The following is a 17,782-nucleotide window of genomic DNA, read 5'->3' as shown; positions in this document are numbered from 1 at the left end:
CACTCTAGTCCAAATAAAAAAGCACACTACTTTTTTGAGTAATGTACTTTTTATTCTTATTAAGACGCAGGCTTTGTCTCAAATGTTGCTTGATTAAAACTAATAACCTTTCCTTTCGGGTCATTGTTTTCATACTGAACTGCAGTAATCGTATGACTACCTGTTTCAAGCGTCTTTTCTTTTAATTGTACTGTTGTCTGCGTTGTACTAGTTACTTGATGTCTATCTGTATACATTTGATCTACAAATATGAAGGTTTCTTTATCACTTTGAAAATTAGAAAGTTCTAATTCAACTTGCTGAATTAAAGTATCCTTTTTAATGAATACAGTCGGTATATTGCCATTTTCAGAAGTACCATCTGGAGTAATAACTTTTACTTTCCCTTCTCCAATTGACATTGCACCTTCAGGAAATACAACCATATTCTCATCACTTGCGTTTACAACTTGTTCTTCCTGTTTTGATTGCGCGTCCTCTTTTTCCTGTGGAGCACCGCAACCTACTAATAACAATACAGACAATCCAGTGATTATGAATTTTTTCAAAATTCATCCCCCCTGTCATTTGATTATAATTTATTATACAAAAATAACTTTTAAATTTTAAGACAACTTTTAAAACTTTTATGAACATATAGAAGCTTGCTCACGATTAATGTATCATACTTTCCTTAATAGAACATTAATTTTTTTATGAAATAAATAGTAATTCCTTCTTATTTATCATTTTAGCCCAACAAATCGATATAATACCCGCTCAAAAATAAAAAGACATTGATATGTCCAATGTCTTTTCTATGTAGCACTTTAAAAAACAAATGTTGTGATTTCTTCTACTTCTTTTCTTGGAAGTTTTTTTGGCTTATCTTTCGGAAATCCGAGTGAAATAACCATATTTATTTGTTTTTCAGGCTCAATTTGTAAATATTGGCGCAGTTCATCTTGAGCTAGCAATACTGGCCCTGTCATTGGACAAGTACCAAGTCCCTTTGCATGTGCAGCTAACATTAAGTTTTGTGCCGCTAAACAGCTACTCTTAATCCCTTCTTCTTCCCAAACTGAATCTGGAACAAAAGCAATTGGATCAAATATCTTTTCACGGAACTTTGATTCATATGGTGTTGCCAAACATACGATTAATACTGGTGCCTCAGAGAAAGCTGTTGCATATGGTCCGAAAGAACGTGTAAGTAATTTCCCTGCTTTCTCTTCTCCATTTTCTGCTGCTTTTGCCGCAAGTTTATGTAATGCATCCCATGTCATTTGTTCAATTTCTTTGATCTTCTCTCGATTCATGATAACTAAGAATTCCCACGTTTGCGAATTCGTATCACTCGGTGCGTAACGCGCACAATCAATTATTTCTTTTATATCATTAGTAGATACTTCTTGATCTGTAAACTTTCTAACACTTCGTCTTCCGTGAATTACTTCTTTAAAATCTTCATAATTCATATATTAAATCCCCTTTTTACAGCGTTTTCAAAACTTGTCCTATGCTTGAATTATATCATGAAAAAAAGCCGGAAGAATACCAGCTTTTTTCTTCATGATTAATTTGTCACTTTAAACAAACGAATACTCTCTTCATATGCAGCTTGTAATTTTTTCGTAATTGGTCCTCTTTCACCAGCTCCAAACTGTTCATCACCAATTTGAACGACTGGGAATATTTCAAGTGGCGTCGCTGTAAAGAAGCACTCATCAGCTTCATATACTTCTTGTAATGAAAACTCTCGTTCTTCTACTTCGATATGTAACTCTGTCGCTAATGTAATCACGTAGTGACGTGTAATACCATGTAAAATGAAATGATCCGCTGGATGTGTAATTAACTTATTATTTTTCACAATAAAGAAATTGGAATGACATCCTTCAGTCACAATACCACCTCGTACTAATATTGCTTCTTGATACCCTTGTTCATTTATTTTGTTTTTGATCATGATATTAGGAAGCAAATTTAAAGATTTTATATGGCAAAACTTCCACCTGATGTCCTCTTCTACTGTTACCTTAATCCCTGCTTCCATTGAAGCAACTGGTCTTGGGAACGAAACAAGATTTGCAAAATATGTCGGTTGTAAATCTGATTCATATACATGATTGCGCGGTTGTGCACCTCTTGATATTTGTAAATATACATTTCCATCTTCTTGAAATTGATTTTTTTCAATCATTTGATATAACTCTTCTACTAATTCTTCCTTCGTAAATGGTGGAATTATTTTTATTTCTGCCATAGAGTTAAAGAATCGTTCTAAATGTAAATCTAATAAATGAGGCTTGCCATCGTATAGTCTAAATACTTCATAAATACCATCACCAAATTGGAAACCGCGCTCTTCTAATGCGACCATCGGCTGTTCTTCCTTCGTATTAATCATTCTCCCATTAAACAAGATCCAATCTTTATGAGTAGCTTTCATTCTTCCCCACTCCTTTATCACATGATTGATTTTATTGTACAACTTATGTCACCCCGAAAGAAGGAATTTTCTGTATTTTCACAAATAAAAAATACATCACTTCGTAAAAGTGATGTATTTTATCATTTATTTAAGGAAATATTTTTCAATATCATCTAACATAAGGTTCGCAGCTTTAATACCGCCTGCTGTATTCCAGATTACCTCATCTACTTGGAATACTTTATTATTTTTAGAAGCCTGTAGTTGCTTAAAGAGTGGATCTTCTGTCCATTCCTTTGCTAACGAATTTCCTTCATTATTCTTATCTGCATCTTTATCAGACGTGAAATAGAATAAGTAGTCTCCGTCCATATTTGGAATTTGCTCTTTTGTAATTCCTTTTATCGCAAAATCATCTTTATCTTGTAATGGTGGTCGTTTAAATCCAATATCATTTAAAACAACTCCCGAGAATGAGTTTTTTTGATAAATACGAACATCACCTGGCACGAAACGAATAATAGAAACTTTAGAATTCAATTTATCTCCTAACTTCTCTTTCATTCCTTCAATACGTTTTTTATAATCATCAAGAGCTTTTTGCCCTTCTTTTTCTCTATTTACAGCTTTTGTATAAAGCGTAAAGTTTTCTTTCCAATCACCGCGTAATGTTTCTGCATAAACAGTTGGTGCGATTTCTTTTAGCTGATCATATATTTTTTCGTGACGCATTTTATTTCCGATAATTAAATCTGGCTTAAGCTTCATTACAGCCTCTAAATTAATATCACGTTCAGTTCCTACAACTTCCGTATTTTTTAACTCTTTCGCTACATGAGGATACCATTCATCACCAGCACGTGGTTTTGTAGTCCCCACTGGCGTTACGCCCACAGCTAGAAGAGCCTCTGCACCTTCATTTGTTAAAACAACAACTTTTTTAGGTGTACCATTTACTGTCGTTTCGCCCATTGCATGCTTTACCGTATATGAATCTTTTGCTTTCGCTGATATATCATTTTCCTTTTTCTCTTCTTTACTACATCCTGCAATTACAACCATGAGTATCATAATGCAGAACATAATTAGTTTTTTAGTATGTATCATATGTCCTCCCTAGATGAAATCGATTATCATTAACAATTAAAGATTAATGTATCCTACATACATTGTCAATGTATATCAGAAAACTTTTTTAATATATACTATTTAGATTCTATCCGCTTTTCTAATGTTTCTTTTTAAAACATAGTGCATAAGTATGAAAATAAATGTTGTTATTAAAATGCGTACCCTTGTTATACATAACAAAGATACGCATCCATATTGCATTATCATTTTAATTGCTAATATTGAGTATACTTAATATACGATGGATCATTATATACCCACTGCTTTCCACCAAGGTTTAACCAACCATTTTCATTTATATATACTAAATAAGATTCTGGAGAATTTAATTGGCGGATAACTGCAGATGTAGTTGATGGACCACTTCTTAAATTTACATTCATCCCTTGTATATATGCAACCCCAATCGGACTTCCATCACTATTACTTGTCTTTACAAAATTAATGTAAGAAGGATCATTATACACCCATTGTCCATTCCCCAAATCTAACCATCCGTTACTTTCCTGATAAACAACGTAAGATTCTGGAGAATTTAATTGACGAATAACTGAGGAAGAAGTTGATGGACCATTTCTTAAATTTACATTTTTCCCAAGGATATAAGCGATTCCCTTCGTTTGAGGTGTCGGTTGTGGGTTAGGAGGTTGTGGATTTGGAGCTACTCCAAAAATAGCCGCTATTCCATTCGCATACGCTTGACTTAGATCTTCAATAAATTGTGGATTTTTTAATAAATTTGCATCAAACGTTGTATCAATAAAGGCAGTCTCAGTTAAAATTGCATCCATTGCGGTTTCTCTTAATACCGCATAATTTTCTTTTTTTGCTCCTCGATCACGAAGACCGTATTTTGTTAATACAGGATTTACTGCTGTATGCATCTTTTGTTGCTTTGCATATGCAGTGCTGCTGTTGGATAACGCATTATAAATATAGCTTTCAAAACCTGTACCCCCGCCGCTATTAATATGAAATGAAATAAAATAATCCGCACCAAAAGCATTGGCAATATTAGCACGTTCCGATAAAGAAATAAACACATCACTATCACGTGTCATTTTAATTGTAATTGGGTAATTTACCGTTAAAATGTCTCGAACGCGTCTAGAAATTTGAAGTGTTAAGTTTTTTTCTACTAAACCATTACCAACAGCACCAGAATCATATCCACCGTGCCCTGCGTCTATAACAAGTTTCATTTTATTGCCCCGCCCCTTTCTTGTAATATGTTTGCATTGCTACTCGTCCTATTTTATGTGAAATGTACAAGTTCTGTTACAATTACAAATAAAAAAAACGCCTTATGTAAGGCGTTTTCTATCATCTTGCTTTAACCAATTTAAAATAAATATATACGATTGATAGTGAACATAACGTATGCAAAATAAAATAAATAAAAGTGTTATTCCAGCACCACTATAAAGTAAACCGAACTTTAAAAAAACATTCACAAGTGGTGGAAAGTTCATTAGATTTTGTAATGTACTAAGCATACAAAACATAATGAAAAAGACAGGGACATATTGTAATTCATACGGCTTTTTTTTCTTACTCATTCTTTTCCGAATGAGTATATGACATAATTCTGCTACTATAAAGCACCCTCCAATTAATACAAGACCAGAAGTCATCGTCATACATCCACCTGCCTTATATTTATTTTATCGCATAAGTAATCATCGTTATATTTTCTTTACATACTCTTCATCTTCTAAAGTAAAACCAAAACTCTCTATGAAAGACTTCGCCTTTTCTGTTAATTCCTCTTGTAGCACTTTTATTTCTTTCACATTTCTTTGTTTCATCATTTCTTCAAATGTAAAATACGTATTTGCACCATAACCGTAACCTTGGTAATCAAAATGAATAATTAGCTGTGATAAAACAGCTCGTTCCTCTTGAACACTATAATCTATTACACCAATATATGTATCATCAACTTTCACACAGTACTGTACCTTTTTCTCACCTAAACTATGCGATTTAAACATTTCTTTAACAACGCTTTCATTTTCTACATTAACTTTCTCAAACGTAATCATATGTTGTCCATCCTTTTACTATTATTGTATCAATAATACTTCCTATTTATGAAAAAAACCTTAAGACCGTATGCGATCTTAAGGTTTTTTTAATTAAACTAAGCTATACGCACGTTTTGTTTCTTCATGGAACTTATTCGTATCGTATTTATGCTCAACATAAATTTGGTGCCATACCATAAACGCAAGGACAGTCCAAATTTTACGGCTATAATCGCCTTTATCTGCACAATGTGCTTCCAGTAAGTTTAATACATACTGTTTGTCGATTAAATGCTCTGTTTTACTCTCGTTTATAATATTGATAGCCCAATCATGCATTTCGTCTTTTAACCAGTGACGAATTGGTACTGGGAATCCAAGTTTTTTACGATCTAATACGTGATCTGGAACGATTCCGCGTGCTGCTTCACGTAAAATAGCTTTCGTAGTTCCGTTAGCAATCTTAAATTCAGTTGGAATTTTAGATGCAACATCGAATACTTCTTTATCTAAGAACGGTACACGAAGTTCTAATGAGTTTGCCATTGTCATTTTATCAGCTTTTAATAAAATGTCACCACGTAACCATGTGAACATGTCAATGTACTGCATTTTGCTTACATCATCATAATCTTTAATCTCGTTATACAATGGTTTCGTGATATCCATATAGTTAACACTTTCATTGTAATACTTCATTAATTCAACTTTCTCTTCTTCACGGAAGATTTTCGCGTTTCCATAGTAACGCTCTTCAATTGGCGTACATCCACGCTCTAGGAAGCTCTTACCTTTAAATCCTTCTTTAAGAGCACCACTTAATGCTTTTAGAACGCTCTTACCTGGGCTAGGAATGTAAGAGAACATTTTTAGTGAGTTTGGCTCACGATAAATGTTATAACCACCAAATAGCTCGTCTGCACCTTCACCTGAAAGAACAACTGTTACATGCTTACGTGCTTCTTTTGCAACGAAGTACAATGGTACAGCTGCTGGATCTGCTAAAGGATCATCCATATGCCAAATGATTTTTGGGAACTCATCCATAAACTCTTTCGCTGAAATGAATACGTTATGGTTTTTAACGCCTAATTTCTCAGCAGTTTCTTTGGCAACATCAACTTCACTGAAACCACGTTGTTCAAAACCAATAGAGAATGTTAAAAGATTTGGATTCATTTCTCTTGCGATAGAAGCGATAATAGATGAATCGATACCACCAGATAAGAATGAACCTACTGGTACATCACTGCGCATATGCACTTTTACTGAATCGTATAACACATCACGAATTGCTTGGATATGCTCCTCTTTCGTTGCGCTTGAAGCATTGAAATAAGGTTTCCAGTAGCGATGGATCTCCATCTCTTTACCGATTTCTTTTACGAAATAATGACCAGGCTCGATTTTATTAACATCAATTGTTAATGTTTCTGGCTCTGGACCATATTGGTACGTAAAGTAATGTTGTAGTGACGTTGGATTAACTCCTTTATCTTCCATCACATGCATAATACTTTTCTTCTCAGATGCGAAGAATGTAGTATCACCTTGTTGTGCGACGTATAAAGGTTTAATACCGAAGTGGTCACGTGCACCGAAAAGTTTCTTCTCTTCACGATCCCAAATCATAAATGCAAACATACCACGAAGATAGTCTACACATTTTTCTTTCATATGTGCATACAATGCAATGATAACTTCTGTATCAGATTGTGTTGCAAACGTTGCACCTTTTTCAAGTAACATTTCACGTAATTCTACATAGTTGTAAATTTCACCATTAAAAATAATTACATATCGATCATTTTCATAAGTTAGCGGCTGATGTCCTGCCTCTAAGTCAATGATACTTAAACGGCGGAAGCCAAATTGTACATGTTCATCACGAAAATATCCTTCGTCATCTGGACCACGGTGGAAAATCATCGTGTTCATATTTTCAAATTGATGTTTTTCTGTTTCTGAAAACTCTCTAGGGTTTTCACATAAACATCCTACAAAACCACACATACTTCTTACCCTCTTTCGGTTTTCATTCTGTTTCTATACTACTATATCAACCCTATTTATACTAGCATAATCAACTGAATATGGCGACCAAAAACTATAAAAAAATCACTCCATTTCACATTTTTAACAATTTTTTATGAAAACATGAAAACTAGGCACTCACCTTTCTCCGCTTTTGTCATATGATATTGCAAATTGATTTCTAGGAGGGAATACCATGAGTGAAGAAAAAAAAGATTCTTCTCGCCCACCGGTTCGTAATTACTTAAAGCAAATTGATGATTTCTTCGAGCAAACACCTCTTCGCAATGTAATCGCTGATTTAAATCATTTTTTCCAAAAAGGAAACCGTTTATTAACATTCCCTGTAGATTTATATGAAGTTGGTGAAGAACTCGTTGTTACAGCTGAACTACCAGGTATACAAAAAGAGCAAATTCAAATTGAAATACAAAGTGAATACTTAAAAGTCTCTGTAAAAGAAGAGATACTCGAAGAAGAAGAAGAAACATCCCATAACTATTATCGCCGGGAACGTTCCATTTCAGAAGCATCAAGATTGATTAAGTTGCCGTATTCAATTAATAAAAAAGCAGCAAAAGCTTCTTATCAAAACGGCGTATTAGAAATTCGGGCGCCGAAACTTCCCCAACAACATGACATTTTATCCATAGACTAATGCAAAAAAATAAGGGTGCTATGCACCCTTATTTTTAATCCACTAATCGCTTCATATCACGTATAATGTCTTCGTATGGCGTATTACTAATGCCACTATACTTTTTCATTACTTTTCCGTTTTGATCAATTAAATAAAATGATGTACCATGCATGACCTGACCATTCTCCGGCTTATCTACAAGTGATTGGAAATTATCTTTTGAAAACTTCGTGATATCTTCTAACGAATATCCCGTTAATAAATTCCAGTTACTAGTATCCTCTGTAAACTTTTGAATAAAAGCTTTCAGATTTTCTGGTTTATCAAGGTCTGGATCTACACTAAATGAAACAAACTGAACATCTATCTTCTCTTCTTTTGCCATCTTTTGCAGCTTGGCCATATTTGCAGTCATTGGTGGACAAACTGTTTGACAATTTGTGAACATAAAATCTGCAACCCAAACTTTCCCTTTTAAATCTTTTGTACCAAATTGCTTTCCATCTTGATTTGTAAATTGGAAAGTTTCTAAATCCCAATTTAATGGTTTACGAAGCTTTGAACCTGATTCACTACATCCAGCAAGTACAAAGAGACAAAATACAACCATAAGACCAATTATTTTTTGATAACGCTTCATTTATAAACCTCTTTTCTCTATCCTAAATTTAAATAGGTTATGTTTATAATAACAAAAGTTAACACTACGAGAAAATTGTTTACTACATTTGTTCACGAAATCGTACGAATTTACGTATGTTACTTCTTTATTTCAAGCGAATTACTAGACAAAATATATTTTTTTACTATTATTTCTATAAATAGAATTGATAAAACTAATTTTATTGTTACTTTTGTAAATATCTCTCCCTATTTTTTAACAATTCCTTAAACATTAATCCATGTTTTACACTGTATTCCTTAACAACATTTCGGTACAATACAAATACAACGATTGTAAATGAGGTGATGTTCATGGCAAAGCGCTATGAAAATATGGATAATGTTAGTACAAAAAAATCAATTCGCTCTTTTTTACGCTGGCGTAAAGAACGAAAGCAAAACAAAAAGGATTTTTCTTTCTTAGTAGAACAATCACCCGTTAAACAAAGTGCATTTTTGCAAAGTAATGTAAAAAAAACGACTATCACGTGGATTGGGCATTCTACTTTTCTTATCCAAACGAATGGACTTAATATATTAACAGATCCAGTATGGGCCAATAAATTAAAGCTAGTTCCAAGACTTACAGAACCTGGACTTTGTATAGAAGCACTACCTAAAATTGATATTGTCCTTATTTCACATGGTCATTATGATCATTTAGATTTTTCAACTCTTCGTCAGTTGAATGATGATGTTCTATATCTTGTACCTATTGGATTAAAAAAATTATTTACTCGTAAGAAATTTAAACATGTAGAAGAGTATAAATGGTGGGAAAGTACGATAATTAATGAAGTTTCTTTTCACTTCGTACCTGCTCAACACTGGACGAGAAGATTCTTATTTGATATGAATACGTCTCACTGGGGCGGATGGATTATTGATAATGAAACGACTATGGAAACCATATATTTTTGTGGCGACAGTGGCTATTTCCAAGGTTTCAAAGAAATTGGTGAACGCTTTTTAATTGATATTGCTCTTATGCCCATTGGCGCTTATGAACCAGAATGGTTTATGAAAGTATCTCATGTTTCACCTGAAGAAGCTGTGCAAGCTTATTTAGATTTAAACGCTACGCATTTTATACCGATGCATTACGGAGCTTTTGCACTCGCCGATGAAACACCTCGTGAAGCAATAACTAGACTTCGAAATAATTGGAATTTGCGCATGTTACCATGGGAACAACTGCATGTACTCTTTTTAGGCCAAACTTTTATTTATAGTAACGCAACAAATGATAAGCAAGTAAATGAAAAAATTGAAACTTTACATGTGTAACGTAACGACTGATTTTCTATATCCAACATATAATATAGAAAATCCTATAATGAAACTTTAATCAGTGGGAGTTTCTTTATCCCCACTGATTATTAACCTTCACCAATCGGGCTTTTACGGACAGCCCGCCACCTAACCTCTTTGCTCCAGCTAAATTTTGAGGTGGGAGTTTTACTGTCCGCAAATAGCAGGATAAAGGGTGTTATCTATGAATGAATATTTACAGACTCGCTATATCATTAGCGGTAGTGCCTGTATAGCTCTGCTTATTTCTTACTTTCTATTTACATAAAAAAGCTACTTGAAATATATTTTCAAGTAGCTTTTTTATTACTCTGCTAAATACATAAATCCGATTGCACCTGGACCTGTATGAGTACTAATTATAGGCGTTGTATAGAAAATTTCTGATTGAGCAAACCCACTCACTTTTTCAACCGCCACTTTCATACTTTCAGCTAAAGGAATTGCTTTCGCATGCGGAATTGCAACAGCCTTTACAACTTTTCCAGCTGTATCTTGCTCAAATAACTTAGCTAATGTTTTTACAATTTGGCCTTGGCTACGAACTTTCGTTACAGGATTATAAACACCATCTTCAAGACTAGCAATTGGCTTTATATTAAGCAGCGAACCGATAAACGCCTTTCCTTTACCGATACGTCCACCCTTCACTAAGTTTTCTAATGTATCTACTACTACATATAAACGAGTATTCTTTCTTACTTCATCTACACGTTTTAAAATTTCTTCTAGTGAGCGTCCTTCATTTGCCATTTTTGCAGCTTCAATCACTTGATATGCTAAAGCATGTGTAATAAATTGAGAATCAACAACTGTTACTTTTGTATCGGTCATTGATGCAGCACTATTTGCAGTTGCTACAGTACCACTCATTCCACTTGTCATATGAATGGAAAGTACTTCACTTCCATCTTCACCTAACTTGTCGTACATTTCTACAAATGTACCCATTGCAGGTTGTGATGTTTTTGGTAGTTCCTCTGATTTAATCATTTCTTCAATAAATTCATCTGGTTGTAGATCAACGCGATCTAAATATGTTTGTCCATTTACAGAGATTGATAATGGTAGAACATGAATGTCATACTTCTCGATTACCTCTTGTGATAAATCTGCCGTTGAATCTGTTACAATTTTAATTTTTTGCATATTATATTCTTCCCTTTCCAATACGCTCTCCTTGTTATTATACTAGTATTCCCACTGCTTTCAACAATTTGGAACGAAATTTCATCAAATTAATTATATTTTTATATCTAAAATGAAAAAGACAGAGCTCCTAACCCTGTCTCTACTCTATATCATGCATTTTTTTCAAGAGTATTTGTTTTATATACATTTAAATAATCATTCCACTTCAAACAATTTTGTAAATATTCACGGAAAGAATATGAAAATCTTGGATGTTTTTGTTTTTGAATTTTTGCAATAAATAATTGAAGACGAGACTGAATTAGAAACGATAATGGATGCTGTGCCTGTAGGACAGGGATTTCGAATATTTTAATACAATCCCCTGTTGAATGAGTGAAATAAAAACTTTTCGTAATCACAATATCAATCCTCTTTTTCATTGGATTTTTGAACTTCCTCTACTTTGCGCTGTAAGACGTTGTTTAAAGTGGAGTAAAATCAGACTTATATGATTTCTGTAGTCCTTATGGCTAGAAGATTTATACTCTATTCATCTCCACCTAATCCATCTTCCCGTCCTAAATATCTCTGAGACGGGAATCTCATTATCCATCAATTGTTTAATACATTTAGTATAAGCTTATAAAAGCGCAAAGTTTGTCTAAATTTTAGAGATTCTATAATTTTTTTCTTCTATATATTGTATACGTTTATAGCTATAGTATAACAAATAAATAAAAAAGTGCCTTTATAACGAGGCACTTTTCGACTGCATTTCTTCTCTTTTCTTTTTCCTCTTACTTACAACCTTTGATAAAGCAATACTTACTTCATAAATACAAATAAGCGGCACCGCAACTAAACTATGAGATAAAAAGTCAGGCGGTGATATACAAGATGCAATGATAATTAATGCTACGTAAGCATACCTTCTTATTTTTATTAAAAATTCCGCCGTAAGTATTCCAATACTAGTTAAAAACATTACAACGACTGGCAATTCAAAAATCACAGCAAATGGAACTGTTAAATTAAGTACAAAATGAAAATACTTTTCTGTCGTAAACATCGTATTAAACATTTCATTACCTATCGTAGTTAAAAAGTGAAATAGAAACGGCATTACAATAAAGTATCCAAAACATAAACCTGCGATAAATAATATAGACAATACCGGTATATACATTATTGTCATCTTTTGTTCATTTGGATGTAAACCCGGTTTTACAAATAACCAAATTTGTATAGCAGCAAAAGGAATTGTACAAACGATAGCAAATACTGTAGCAATCGAGAAAAAAATCCACAATACATCACTTGGACCGAGAACAGTTAATTTCATTGGTAAATCTTTTACAAGCCAAAAATAAATATCCTTTGTAAAAGTAAATCCAATAATTAAAAATAGTACAAAGGATAACACTGTATATATTACTCTTTTTCGAAGTTCAACAATATGTTCTACTACGCTCATTTCCCGATCTTCCATCTCGTTCACCACACTTTATTTTTCCATTAAAAGGAAAATACATTACAGTTTTTCTTTCTTTTCCTTTTCTTGAAATGCGTCATCTGTCAATTCTTTCGTTGATTTTTTAAACTCTTTTAACGTTTCCCCTAAAGCCTTCCCGATTTCCGGCAATTTTTTAGGTCCAAATAAAATGAGTACTGCTACTAAAATTAAAATTAACCCTGGAAAGCCAATATTTGAAAACATTTCCCCATCCCCTTTATTAGTAGTTTCCTTGTCCTACTATTACATAATTTTATTTTGTCAAAAAAGTTTGAAAACGTCAACAAATCCATTGCCTTTTGTCAAAAAAATTCAAAAATATAATCAATTATACAAATTTCATTTTCTATTGCTCTTGTGTATGATATGGTAAGGGAAATGACATATTATTTTATGATAGTAGAAAGGATTTGCATTATGACTGAAAAAATGACACGAATGACCCAATTTGTAAAAGAAGAAATTGCAAATGCAATTACACATGGTATCGGTGCCATTTTAAGCATCCCTGCCTTAATCATATTGATTATTCATGCTTCTAAGCACGGTACCGCATCAGCTGTAGTCGCATTTACTGTTTATGGTGTAAGCATGTTCTTACTGTACTTGTTTTCAACATTGCTACATAGCATCCATCATCCTAAAGTAGAAAAAATATTTACTATTTTAGATCATTCAGCCATTTACTTATTGATTGCTGGCACGTATACTCCTTTTCTACTTATTACACTTCGTGGCCCATTAGGATGGACGTTGCTTGCTATAATTTGGACACTTGCAATCGGAGGTATCGTCTTCAAAATCTTCTTTGTACGTCGCTTTATAAAGGCATCAACTTTATGTTACATCATTATGGGCTGGCTCATAATCGTTGCCATTAAACCACTTTATGAAAATCTAACTGGACATGGTTTTTCACTACTTTTAGCAGGTGGAATTTTATATTCTGTCGGAGCTATATTCTTCCTTTGGGAAAAGCTACCTTTCAACCATGCCATATGGCACCTGTTCGTTTTAGGTGGTAGTGCGATGATGTTCTTCTGTGTACTCTTTTACGTCTTACCTACAGCATAATAAAAAAGGTTTCAGCTTACTATAAGCTGAAACCTTTTTTATTACTTATGTAATTGTGATGCGATAACTTCCTGTGTATGCTTCGTTAATTCTTTAATATCCATATTCGCATACTCTTCAGGTGTAATCGGCTTAGAAATTGTTACTGTTGCATGAGCTGACTTCATACGATTTCCATTCGCTTCAAACATCTTATATGTACCATCTAACGTTACAGGTAAAATTGCTACACCTGATTTTACTGCAAGATGGAAACTACCAGCCTTAAACTCTCCAACTTCGCCACCTTTACTTCTCGTTCCTTCTGGGAAAATTACGATAGAATGTCCATTCTTTAATAGTTCGATTCCATCTTTAATTGCTTTAAGAGATTGACGACGATCGCTACGATCCATAAATACACAATTCATAAGTTCCATCCAAGTTGGTACAACTGGGAACTTTTTAATCTCTGCTTTTGACACGAATCCAATTGGTTTATTTAAGTAACCTAGTAAAACAGGGATATCCATATTACTTTGGTGATTACTTACAACTAGTACCGGCTTGTCTTTCGGAACATTTTCAAGCCCTTTCACTTCTACTGTCCCTCCAGCTACACGTACCATTTTCTTACCAAACCAATTTGTCGTTTTGTACACAGCATTATCTTTTTCTTTTGGCGCCATCGTATTTACTTGTCTTTTAAGACGCCACATTCTCGGTGTAATCGCAATTACAATTAAAATTAAATAAAAGATTTTAAAAAACGTTTGAATCATACAGAACCCCCACCTATTATCATTCCGACCTTCATTATACTAGACAAACGAAGGAAAAAGAAGAAAAAAAGTCCAAACAGCAAGTGTTTGGACTTTTTAAGCATTCTATATTAGAAACGTTTTGCTAATTCACGAGCATTAGCAATTGCCGCTTCTTTAATTTCTTGTGCTTTTTCAGGGTTTGCATTCATACCCTCAACTGCAATATAATCAGTATCATTTACACCGACAAATCCTAATACAGTTTTTAAATGATTGCGTCCGAAGTCTACAGCTGCGTATGCTCCTTCAGAATATACGCCACCTGTTGCTTGAATGTGAAGTGCTTTTTTACCTTCTAATAAGCCGACTGGACCATTTTCAGTATATTTGAATGTTTTACCTGCGATTGCTACGTTATCTAAGTATGCTTTTACTACTGGTGGATAGCTAAAGTTCCACATTGGAGTTACGAATACATAACGATCTGCATGCATAAATGTTTCTAAGTTTGTGTTCATTGCTGCTACTTTTTGTTGTTGAGCTTCCGTTAAAGTTTCAAAGCCTTCACCTGCTGCAAATTTACCCCAAGCAGCAAATACATCTGCATCGATTGCTGGTACAGTAGTATTGAATAGATCAATTGTTACAACTTCGTCTTGTGGATGCTCGTTTTTATAAGCCTCGATGAAAGCTTCCCCTACTGCCATTCCGAAAGAACCTTCTGCTGAATTTGGATTTGCTGTGATAAATAGTACTTTTGTCATTGTATTCTCTCCCTTTTTTCTCTTTATCTTCAATTCAAGATTTGTTTTTTAAAAGTTAATAACTTACCTTATGTAAGTATAATACAAAAAGTTTTATTCAATGTCAATAAAAAATAGCTACTTTTTTTTCGTAAGTTAATGATTTATTTTGTTTCTCTAAAATTTAGTATACAGATATTAAGACTTCTCATACAAAAAGGCTACCTCTATAAATTATAGAGATAGCCTTTTATTACATATTATTTTTGAAAAACATGTTTTACTTTTTCAGCTGGAATGTTACTTCCACCTCTACCTTTTACATCTTCAATCATCATTGTAATGACCATATCTGGCGAATTCAAATCAAATGCAGCGAACCAGCCTAGTTCTTTTCCTTCGGCTTCTTTAGATACTTTTAATTCCGCTGTACCTGTTTTTCCAGCAAGAGTCATTCCATCAATCTTAGCAATTTTCCCTGTACCATCCGGATCATTAATTACTTTCGTCATAGCAGTTTTTAATATATCCTGATTTCCTTTAGAAATTACATTTTCTTTCCAAGCTTTTGGTTGTTTATCTGTTTTAATAATATACGGTGATGGAATCGTTCCATCATTTACAATTGGCGCATACGTTAAAGCTAAATGAAGAGGAGTCATTAATACTTGTCCTTGTCCATATCCTGTATCTGCCATTTGAATATCATTTTTAATACCGTCATTTGCAATTTTAGAAGCAGGGAATCCATATTCAATTGGTAGTTTCTCATCGAATCCGAATTTTTTCGCTTCACTCATAAACTTGTCTTTTCCGATTTTCAAAGCTTCTTGTGCGAAGTAAATATTATCCGAGTATTTCATCGCCTTATCAAAATCAATCGGATTTGCATCTTTCACACGCGTTACATAATAATTACCCCAAGAAGAATCTTTTGTCCATTTTAATCCTTCAATTTTCAACTCTTCTTTTGGATCGATTGTTTTCGTTTCAAGACCAATTGCAGCTGTAATTGGTTTAAATACAGAACCTGGTACCGATAATTGTGTAAAGCGATTCGTCATCGGTTTTTTCGGATCATTATTCCAAGCTTCGCGTTGCGCTTTCGATGTTCCTCGTGCAATTAAATTAGGATCATATGCTGGACTACTTACTAGTGCAATTGTTTCTCCACTTTTCGGATTGATTGCTGCACTTGAACCAGCTTCGCCCTTCATTTCATTATACGTTTTTTCTTGAACAGCACTATCAATAGTTAAAGTTACATTTTCTCCATCAACAGCATCTGTTTTTGCCAAGTTTTTAATTTCTTTTCCTTGCGCATCTTCTACAAAGACACGGCCACCTTTTTTACCGCGTAGCTTTTCCTCTAATACTTGCTCTAAACCAGCTTTACCAACTGGGTCATCAGCTTGATAGCCTTTCTTTTGTAGCGTTTTTAAATCTTCAGCATTTACCTTTCCAATATAACCAGTCAGATGAGCTGCCGCTTCCCCTAACGGATATGTACGAACATTTACAGGTTTTGTTGAAACACCTGGTAAATCAATGTACGTATTTTGCGTTGCCCCTTCAGGCAAAATTCCAATTGGTACGAGATACCCTGGTTTTACCCATTTAGCAGCTAATTTTTGATCAATTTCTTCTACAGACATATTTAATAACTTCGCTACTGTTTCTTTCGTTTGCGGAGCAGTATCGCCTAACTTTTCAGGAATCAATCCGATTTCAGAAGCTTTCCCATTTGTTGCAAGACCTTTTCCATTACGATCGTATATTTCACCACGTTTTGGCTGTGTTGTCTGCATACGCACTTTACTATCTTTCGTCATGCCAGGGAAAATAAAATCAGGAGTCCAATCTATTTTCCAAGATTCTTTATCTCCATCTTTTTCTTTAACCATTTTTGCTTCATGGCCAAAAGTAATTTTACCACCAACTGTATCCATGCTTACTTTAAAAGGAACAGGGCCTTCATCTTTTTTATCTTCTTTTACTTCCCCTGTTTCCACCTTTAAGTCTTTCACTTCGATACCAGAATAAATTTTTTCATATTTCTCAGTAAATTCTTTCTTTGAAATATCTTTTTTTGCATTTTTTGATAGTTGATCATACATATCTGCAAATTTTTGTTTATTCCACGCTTTTACATATGTATCAAACGCTTCTTGTGGTTTTTCTTCTTTACCACATCCAACTAACATGAATGTTAAGCAAAGAAAAAGAATCCCCCATATCTTTCTCAATCGATTCTCCTCCTCTTTCTATATTAGTACTTTTGAAAATTTTAGCATTTTTACATGCTACCTATCATTATAGCACTATCGAATCTCATCTATAAACTTATATTGGTGAA

General features: G+C 33.8%; 19 protein-coding genes. 3 read left to right on the top strand and 16 right to left on the bottom strand.

Going from position 1 to position 17,782, the window contains the following annotated elements; all coding sequences use genetic code 11:
• Window positions 1–59: 59 nt before the first annotated feature.
• The 8 genes from ACW0JX_RS10740 to asnB form a co-directional block, all read right to left on the bottom strand.
• Window positions 60–548, bottom strand: coding sequence for a putative periplasmic lipoprotein (locus ACW0JX_RS10740; RefSeq protein ID WP_000713495.1), 489 nt, complete (start codon window positions 546–548; stop codon window positions 60–62).
• Between the two features lie 261 nt (window positions 549–809).
• Complete coding sequence (locus tag ACW0JX_RS10735; protein WP_053564602.1) at window positions 810–1,457, bottom strand: nitroreductase family protein; 648 nt, start codon at window positions 1,455–1,457, stop codon at window positions 810–812.
• Between the two features lie 98 nt (window positions 1,458–1,555).
• Window positions 1,556–2,431 carry a D-amino-acid transaminase gene (dat, locus tag ACW0JX_RS10730; RefSeq protein ID WP_144465454.1) on the bottom strand — a complete coding sequence of 292 codons (876 nt, stop codon included), beginning with the start codon at window positions 2,429–2,431 and terminating at the stop codon, window positions 1,556–1,558.
• Between the two features lie 126 nt (window positions 2,432–2,557).
• Window positions 2,558–3,520, bottom strand: coding sequence for an ABC transporter substrate-binding protein (locus ACW0JX_RS10725; protein WP_053564604.1), 963 nt, complete (start codon window positions 3,518–3,520; stop codon window positions 2,558–2,560).
• Window positions 3,521–3,759: 239 nt separating this feature from the next.
• Window positions 3,760–4,746 carry an N-acetylmuramoyl-L-alanine amidase gene (locus ACW0JX_RS10720; RefSeq protein WP_459245660.1) on the bottom strand — a complete coding sequence of 329 codons (987 nt, stop codon included), beginning with the start codon at window positions 4,744–4,746 and terminating at the stop codon, window positions 3,760–3,762.
• A 102-nt stretch (window positions 4,747–4,848) separates the two neighbouring features.
• Complete coding sequence (locus ACW0JX_RS10715) at window positions 4,849–5,178, bottom strand: hypothetical protein (protein WP_000200465.1); 330 nt, start codon at window positions 5,176–5,178, stop codon at window positions 4,849–4,851.
• Between the two features lie 51 nt (window positions 5,179–5,229).
• Complete coding sequence (locus ACW0JX_RS10710) at window positions 5,230–5,589, bottom strand: GNAT family N-acetyltransferase (RefSeq protein WP_089170912.1); 360 nt, start codon at window positions 5,587–5,589, stop codon at window positions 5,230–5,232.
• Between the two features lie 93 nt (window positions 5,590–5,682).
• On the bottom strand, window positions 5,683–7,584 hold the full coding sequence (gene asnB / locus ACW0JX_RS10705) for an asparagine synthase (glutamine-hydrolyzing) (RefSeq protein WP_000333826.1): 1,902 nt from the start codon (window positions 7,582–7,584) through the stop codon (window positions 5,683–5,685).
• A gap of 217 nt (window positions 7,585–7,801) precedes the next feature.
• Between asnB and ACW0JX_RS10700 the strand changes: the two genes are divergently transcribed.
• Window positions 7,802–8,263 (top strand): Hsp20/alpha crystallin family protein, encoded by a 462-nt coding sequence (locus tag ACW0JX_RS10700; protein WP_001288086.1) that lies wholly within the window; start codon window positions 7,802–7,804, stop codon window positions 8,261–8,263.
• A gap of 34 nt (window positions 8,264–8,297) precedes the next feature.
• Here ACW0JX_RS10700 and ACW0JX_RS10695 read toward each other — a convergent pair whose 3' ends face one another.
• Window positions 8,298–8,885 (bottom strand): SCO family protein, encoded by a 588-nt coding sequence (locus ACW0JX_RS10695; protein ID WP_000833332.1) that lies wholly within the window; start codon window positions 8,883–8,885, stop codon window positions 8,298–8,300.
• A 335-nt stretch (window positions 8,886–9,220) separates the two neighbouring features.
• On the opposite strand from ACW0JX_RS10695, the gene ACW0JX_RS10690 reads away from it, so the two are divergent.
• Window positions 9,221–10,195, top strand: a complete 975-nt coding sequence (locus tag ACW0JX_RS10690; protein ID WP_144465453.1) for an MBL fold metallo-hydrolase — start codon at window positions 9,221–9,223, stop codon at window positions 10,193–10,195.
• A gap of 330 nt (window positions 10,196–10,525) precedes the next feature.
• On the opposite strand, the gene ACW0JX_RS10685 is transcribed toward ACW0JX_RS10690, so the two are convergent.
• From ACW0JX_RS10685 to ACW0JX_RS10670, 4 genes are all read right to left on the bottom strand, one after another.
• On the bottom strand, window positions 10,526–11,368 hold the full coding sequence (locus ACW0JX_RS10685; protein WP_069356630.1) for a DegV family protein: 843 nt from the start codon (window positions 11,366–11,368) through the stop codon (window positions 10,526–10,528).
• A 152-nt stretch (window positions 11,369–11,520) separates the two neighbouring features.
• A complete protein-coding gene (locus tag ACW0JX_RS10680; RefSeq protein ID WP_000629012.1) occupies window positions 11,521–11,772 on the bottom strand; it encodes a DUF2535 family protein in 252 nt (83 codons plus the stop codon).
• 329 nt (window positions 11,773–12,101) lie between these two features.
• On the bottom strand, window positions 12,102–12,842 hold the full coding sequence (tatC, locus tag ACW0JX_RS10675) for a twin-arginine translocase subunit TatC (RefSeq protein WP_000390119.1): 741 nt from the start codon (window positions 12,840–12,842) through the stop codon (window positions 12,102–12,104).
• 42 nt (window positions 12,843–12,884) lie between these two features.
• Entirely contained in the window at window positions 12,885–13,070 is a 186-nt protein-coding gene (locus ACW0JX_RS10670) for a twin-arginine translocase TatA/TatE family subunit (protein ID WP_000492442.1), read from the bottom strand.
• A 213-nt stretch (window positions 13,071–13,283) separates the two neighbouring features.
• On the opposite strand from ACW0JX_RS10670, the gene trhA reads away from it, so the two are divergent.
• Window positions 13,284–13,940: a PAQR family membrane homeostasis protein TrhA gene (gene trhA / locus ACW0JX_RS10665; RefSeq protein WP_000136889.1), complete on the top strand. Its 657-nt coding sequence runs from the start codon at window positions 13,284–13,286 to the stop codon at window positions 13,938–13,940.
• A 41-nt stretch (window positions 13,941–13,981) separates the two neighbouring features.
• Here trhA and ACW0JX_RS10660 read toward each other — a convergent pair whose 3' ends face one another.
• The 3 genes from ACW0JX_RS10660 to pbpC all read right to left on the bottom strand — a co-directional run bounded on the left by ACW0JX_RS10660 (window position 13,982) and on the right by pbpC (window position 17,672).
• Window positions 13,982–14,701, bottom strand: coding sequence for a lysophospholipid acyltransferase family protein (locus tag ACW0JX_RS10660; RefSeq protein ID WP_000616582.1), 720 nt, complete (start codon window positions 14,699–14,701; stop codon window positions 13,982–13,984).
• Between the two features lie 110 nt (window positions 14,702–14,811).
• Window positions 14,812–15,447: an FMN-dependent NADH-azoreductase gene (locus ACW0JX_RS10655; RefSeq protein ID WP_000170028.1), complete on the bottom strand. Its 636-nt coding sequence runs from the start codon at window positions 15,445–15,447 to the stop codon at window positions 14,812–14,814.
• Window positions 15,448–15,686: 239 nt separating this feature from the next.
• Window positions 15,687–17,672, bottom strand: a complete 1,986-nt coding sequence (pbpC, locus tag ACW0JX_RS10650) for a penicillin-binding protein 3 (protein ID WP_016098466.1) — start codon at window positions 17,670–17,672, stop codon at window positions 15,687–15,689.
• Between the last annotated feature and the right edge of the window lie 110 nt (window positions 17,673–17,782).

The sequence above is a fragment of the Bacillus sp. C-3-6 genome (genome assembly GCF_054509685.1).
The sequence above is the reverse complement of the archived record's forward strand: the minus strand, read 5'-3'. Positions and strand labels throughout refer to the sequence as shown.

What these genes read in the sequence shown, in the direction of transcription:
- ACW0JX_RS10655 (WP_000170028.1), bottom strand. Translation starts at nt 15,447, where the DNA reads ATGACAAAAGTACTATTTATCACAGCAAATCCAAATTCAGCAGAAGGT.
- ACW0JX_RS10660 (WP_000616582.1), bottom strand. Translation starts at nt 14,701, where the DNA reads ATGATTCAAACGTTTTTTAAAATCTTTTATTTAATTTTAATTGTAATT.
- ACW0JX_RS10715 (WP_000200465.1), bottom strand. Translation starts at nt 5,178, where the DNA reads ATGACTTCTGGTCTTGTATTAATTGGAGGGTGCTTTATAGTAGCAGAA.
- ACW0JX_RS10695 (WP_000833332.1), bottom strand. Translation starts at nt 8,885, where the DNA reads ATGAAGCGTTATCAAAAAATAATTGGTCTTATGGTTGTATTTTGTCTC.
- ACW0JX_RS10700 (WP_001288086.1), top strand. Translation starts at nt 7,802, where the DNA reads ATGAGTGAAGAAAAAAAAGATTCTTCTCGCCCACCGGTTCGTAATTAC.
- ACW0JX_RS10670 (WP_000492442.1), bottom strand. Translation starts at nt 13,070, where the DNA reads ATGTTTTCAAATATTGGCTTTCCAGGGTTAATTTTAATTTTAGTAGCA.
- ACW0JX_RS10685 (WP_069356630.1), bottom strand. Translation starts at nt 11,368, where the DNA reads ATGCAAAAAATTAAAATTGTAACAGATTCAACGGCAGATTTATCACAA.
- ACW0JX_RS10725 (WP_053564604.1), bottom strand. Translation starts at nt 3,520, where the DNA reads ATGATACATACTAAAAAACTAATTATGTTCTGCATTATGATACTCATG.
- tatC (WP_000390119.1), bottom strand. Translation starts at nt 12,842, where the DNA reads ATGGAAGATCGGGAAATGAGCGTAGTAGAACATATTGTTGAACTTCGA.
- asnB (WP_000333826.1), bottom strand. Translation starts at nt 7,584, where the DNA reads ATGTGTGGTTTTGTAGGATGTTTATGTGAAAACCCTAGAGAGTTTTCA.
- dat (WP_144465454.1), bottom strand. Translation starts at nt 2,431, where the DNA reads ATGAAAGCTACTCATAAAGATTGGATCTTGTTTAATGGGAGAATGATT.
- ACW0JX_RS10720 (WP_459245660.1), bottom strand. Translation starts at nt 4,746, where the DNA reads ATGAAACTTGTTATAGACGCAGGGCACGGTGGATATGATTCTGGTGCT.
- ACW0JX_RS10690 (WP_144465453.1), top strand. Translation starts at nt 9,221, where the DNA reads ATGGCAAAGCGCTATGAAAATATGGATAATGTTAGTACAAAAAAATCA.
- ACW0JX_RS10710 (WP_089170912.1), bottom strand. Translation starts at nt 5,589, where the DNA reads ATGATTACGTTTGAGAAAGTTAATGTAGAAAATGAAAGCGTTGTTAAA.
- ACW0JX_RS10735 (WP_053564602.1), bottom strand. Translation starts at nt 1,457, where the DNA reads ATGAATTATGAAGATTTTAAAGAAGTAATTCACGGAAGACGAAGTGTT.
- trhA (WP_000136889.1), top strand. Translation starts at nt 13,284, where the DNA reads ATGACTGAAAAAATGACACGAATGACCCAATTTGTAAAAGAAGAAATT.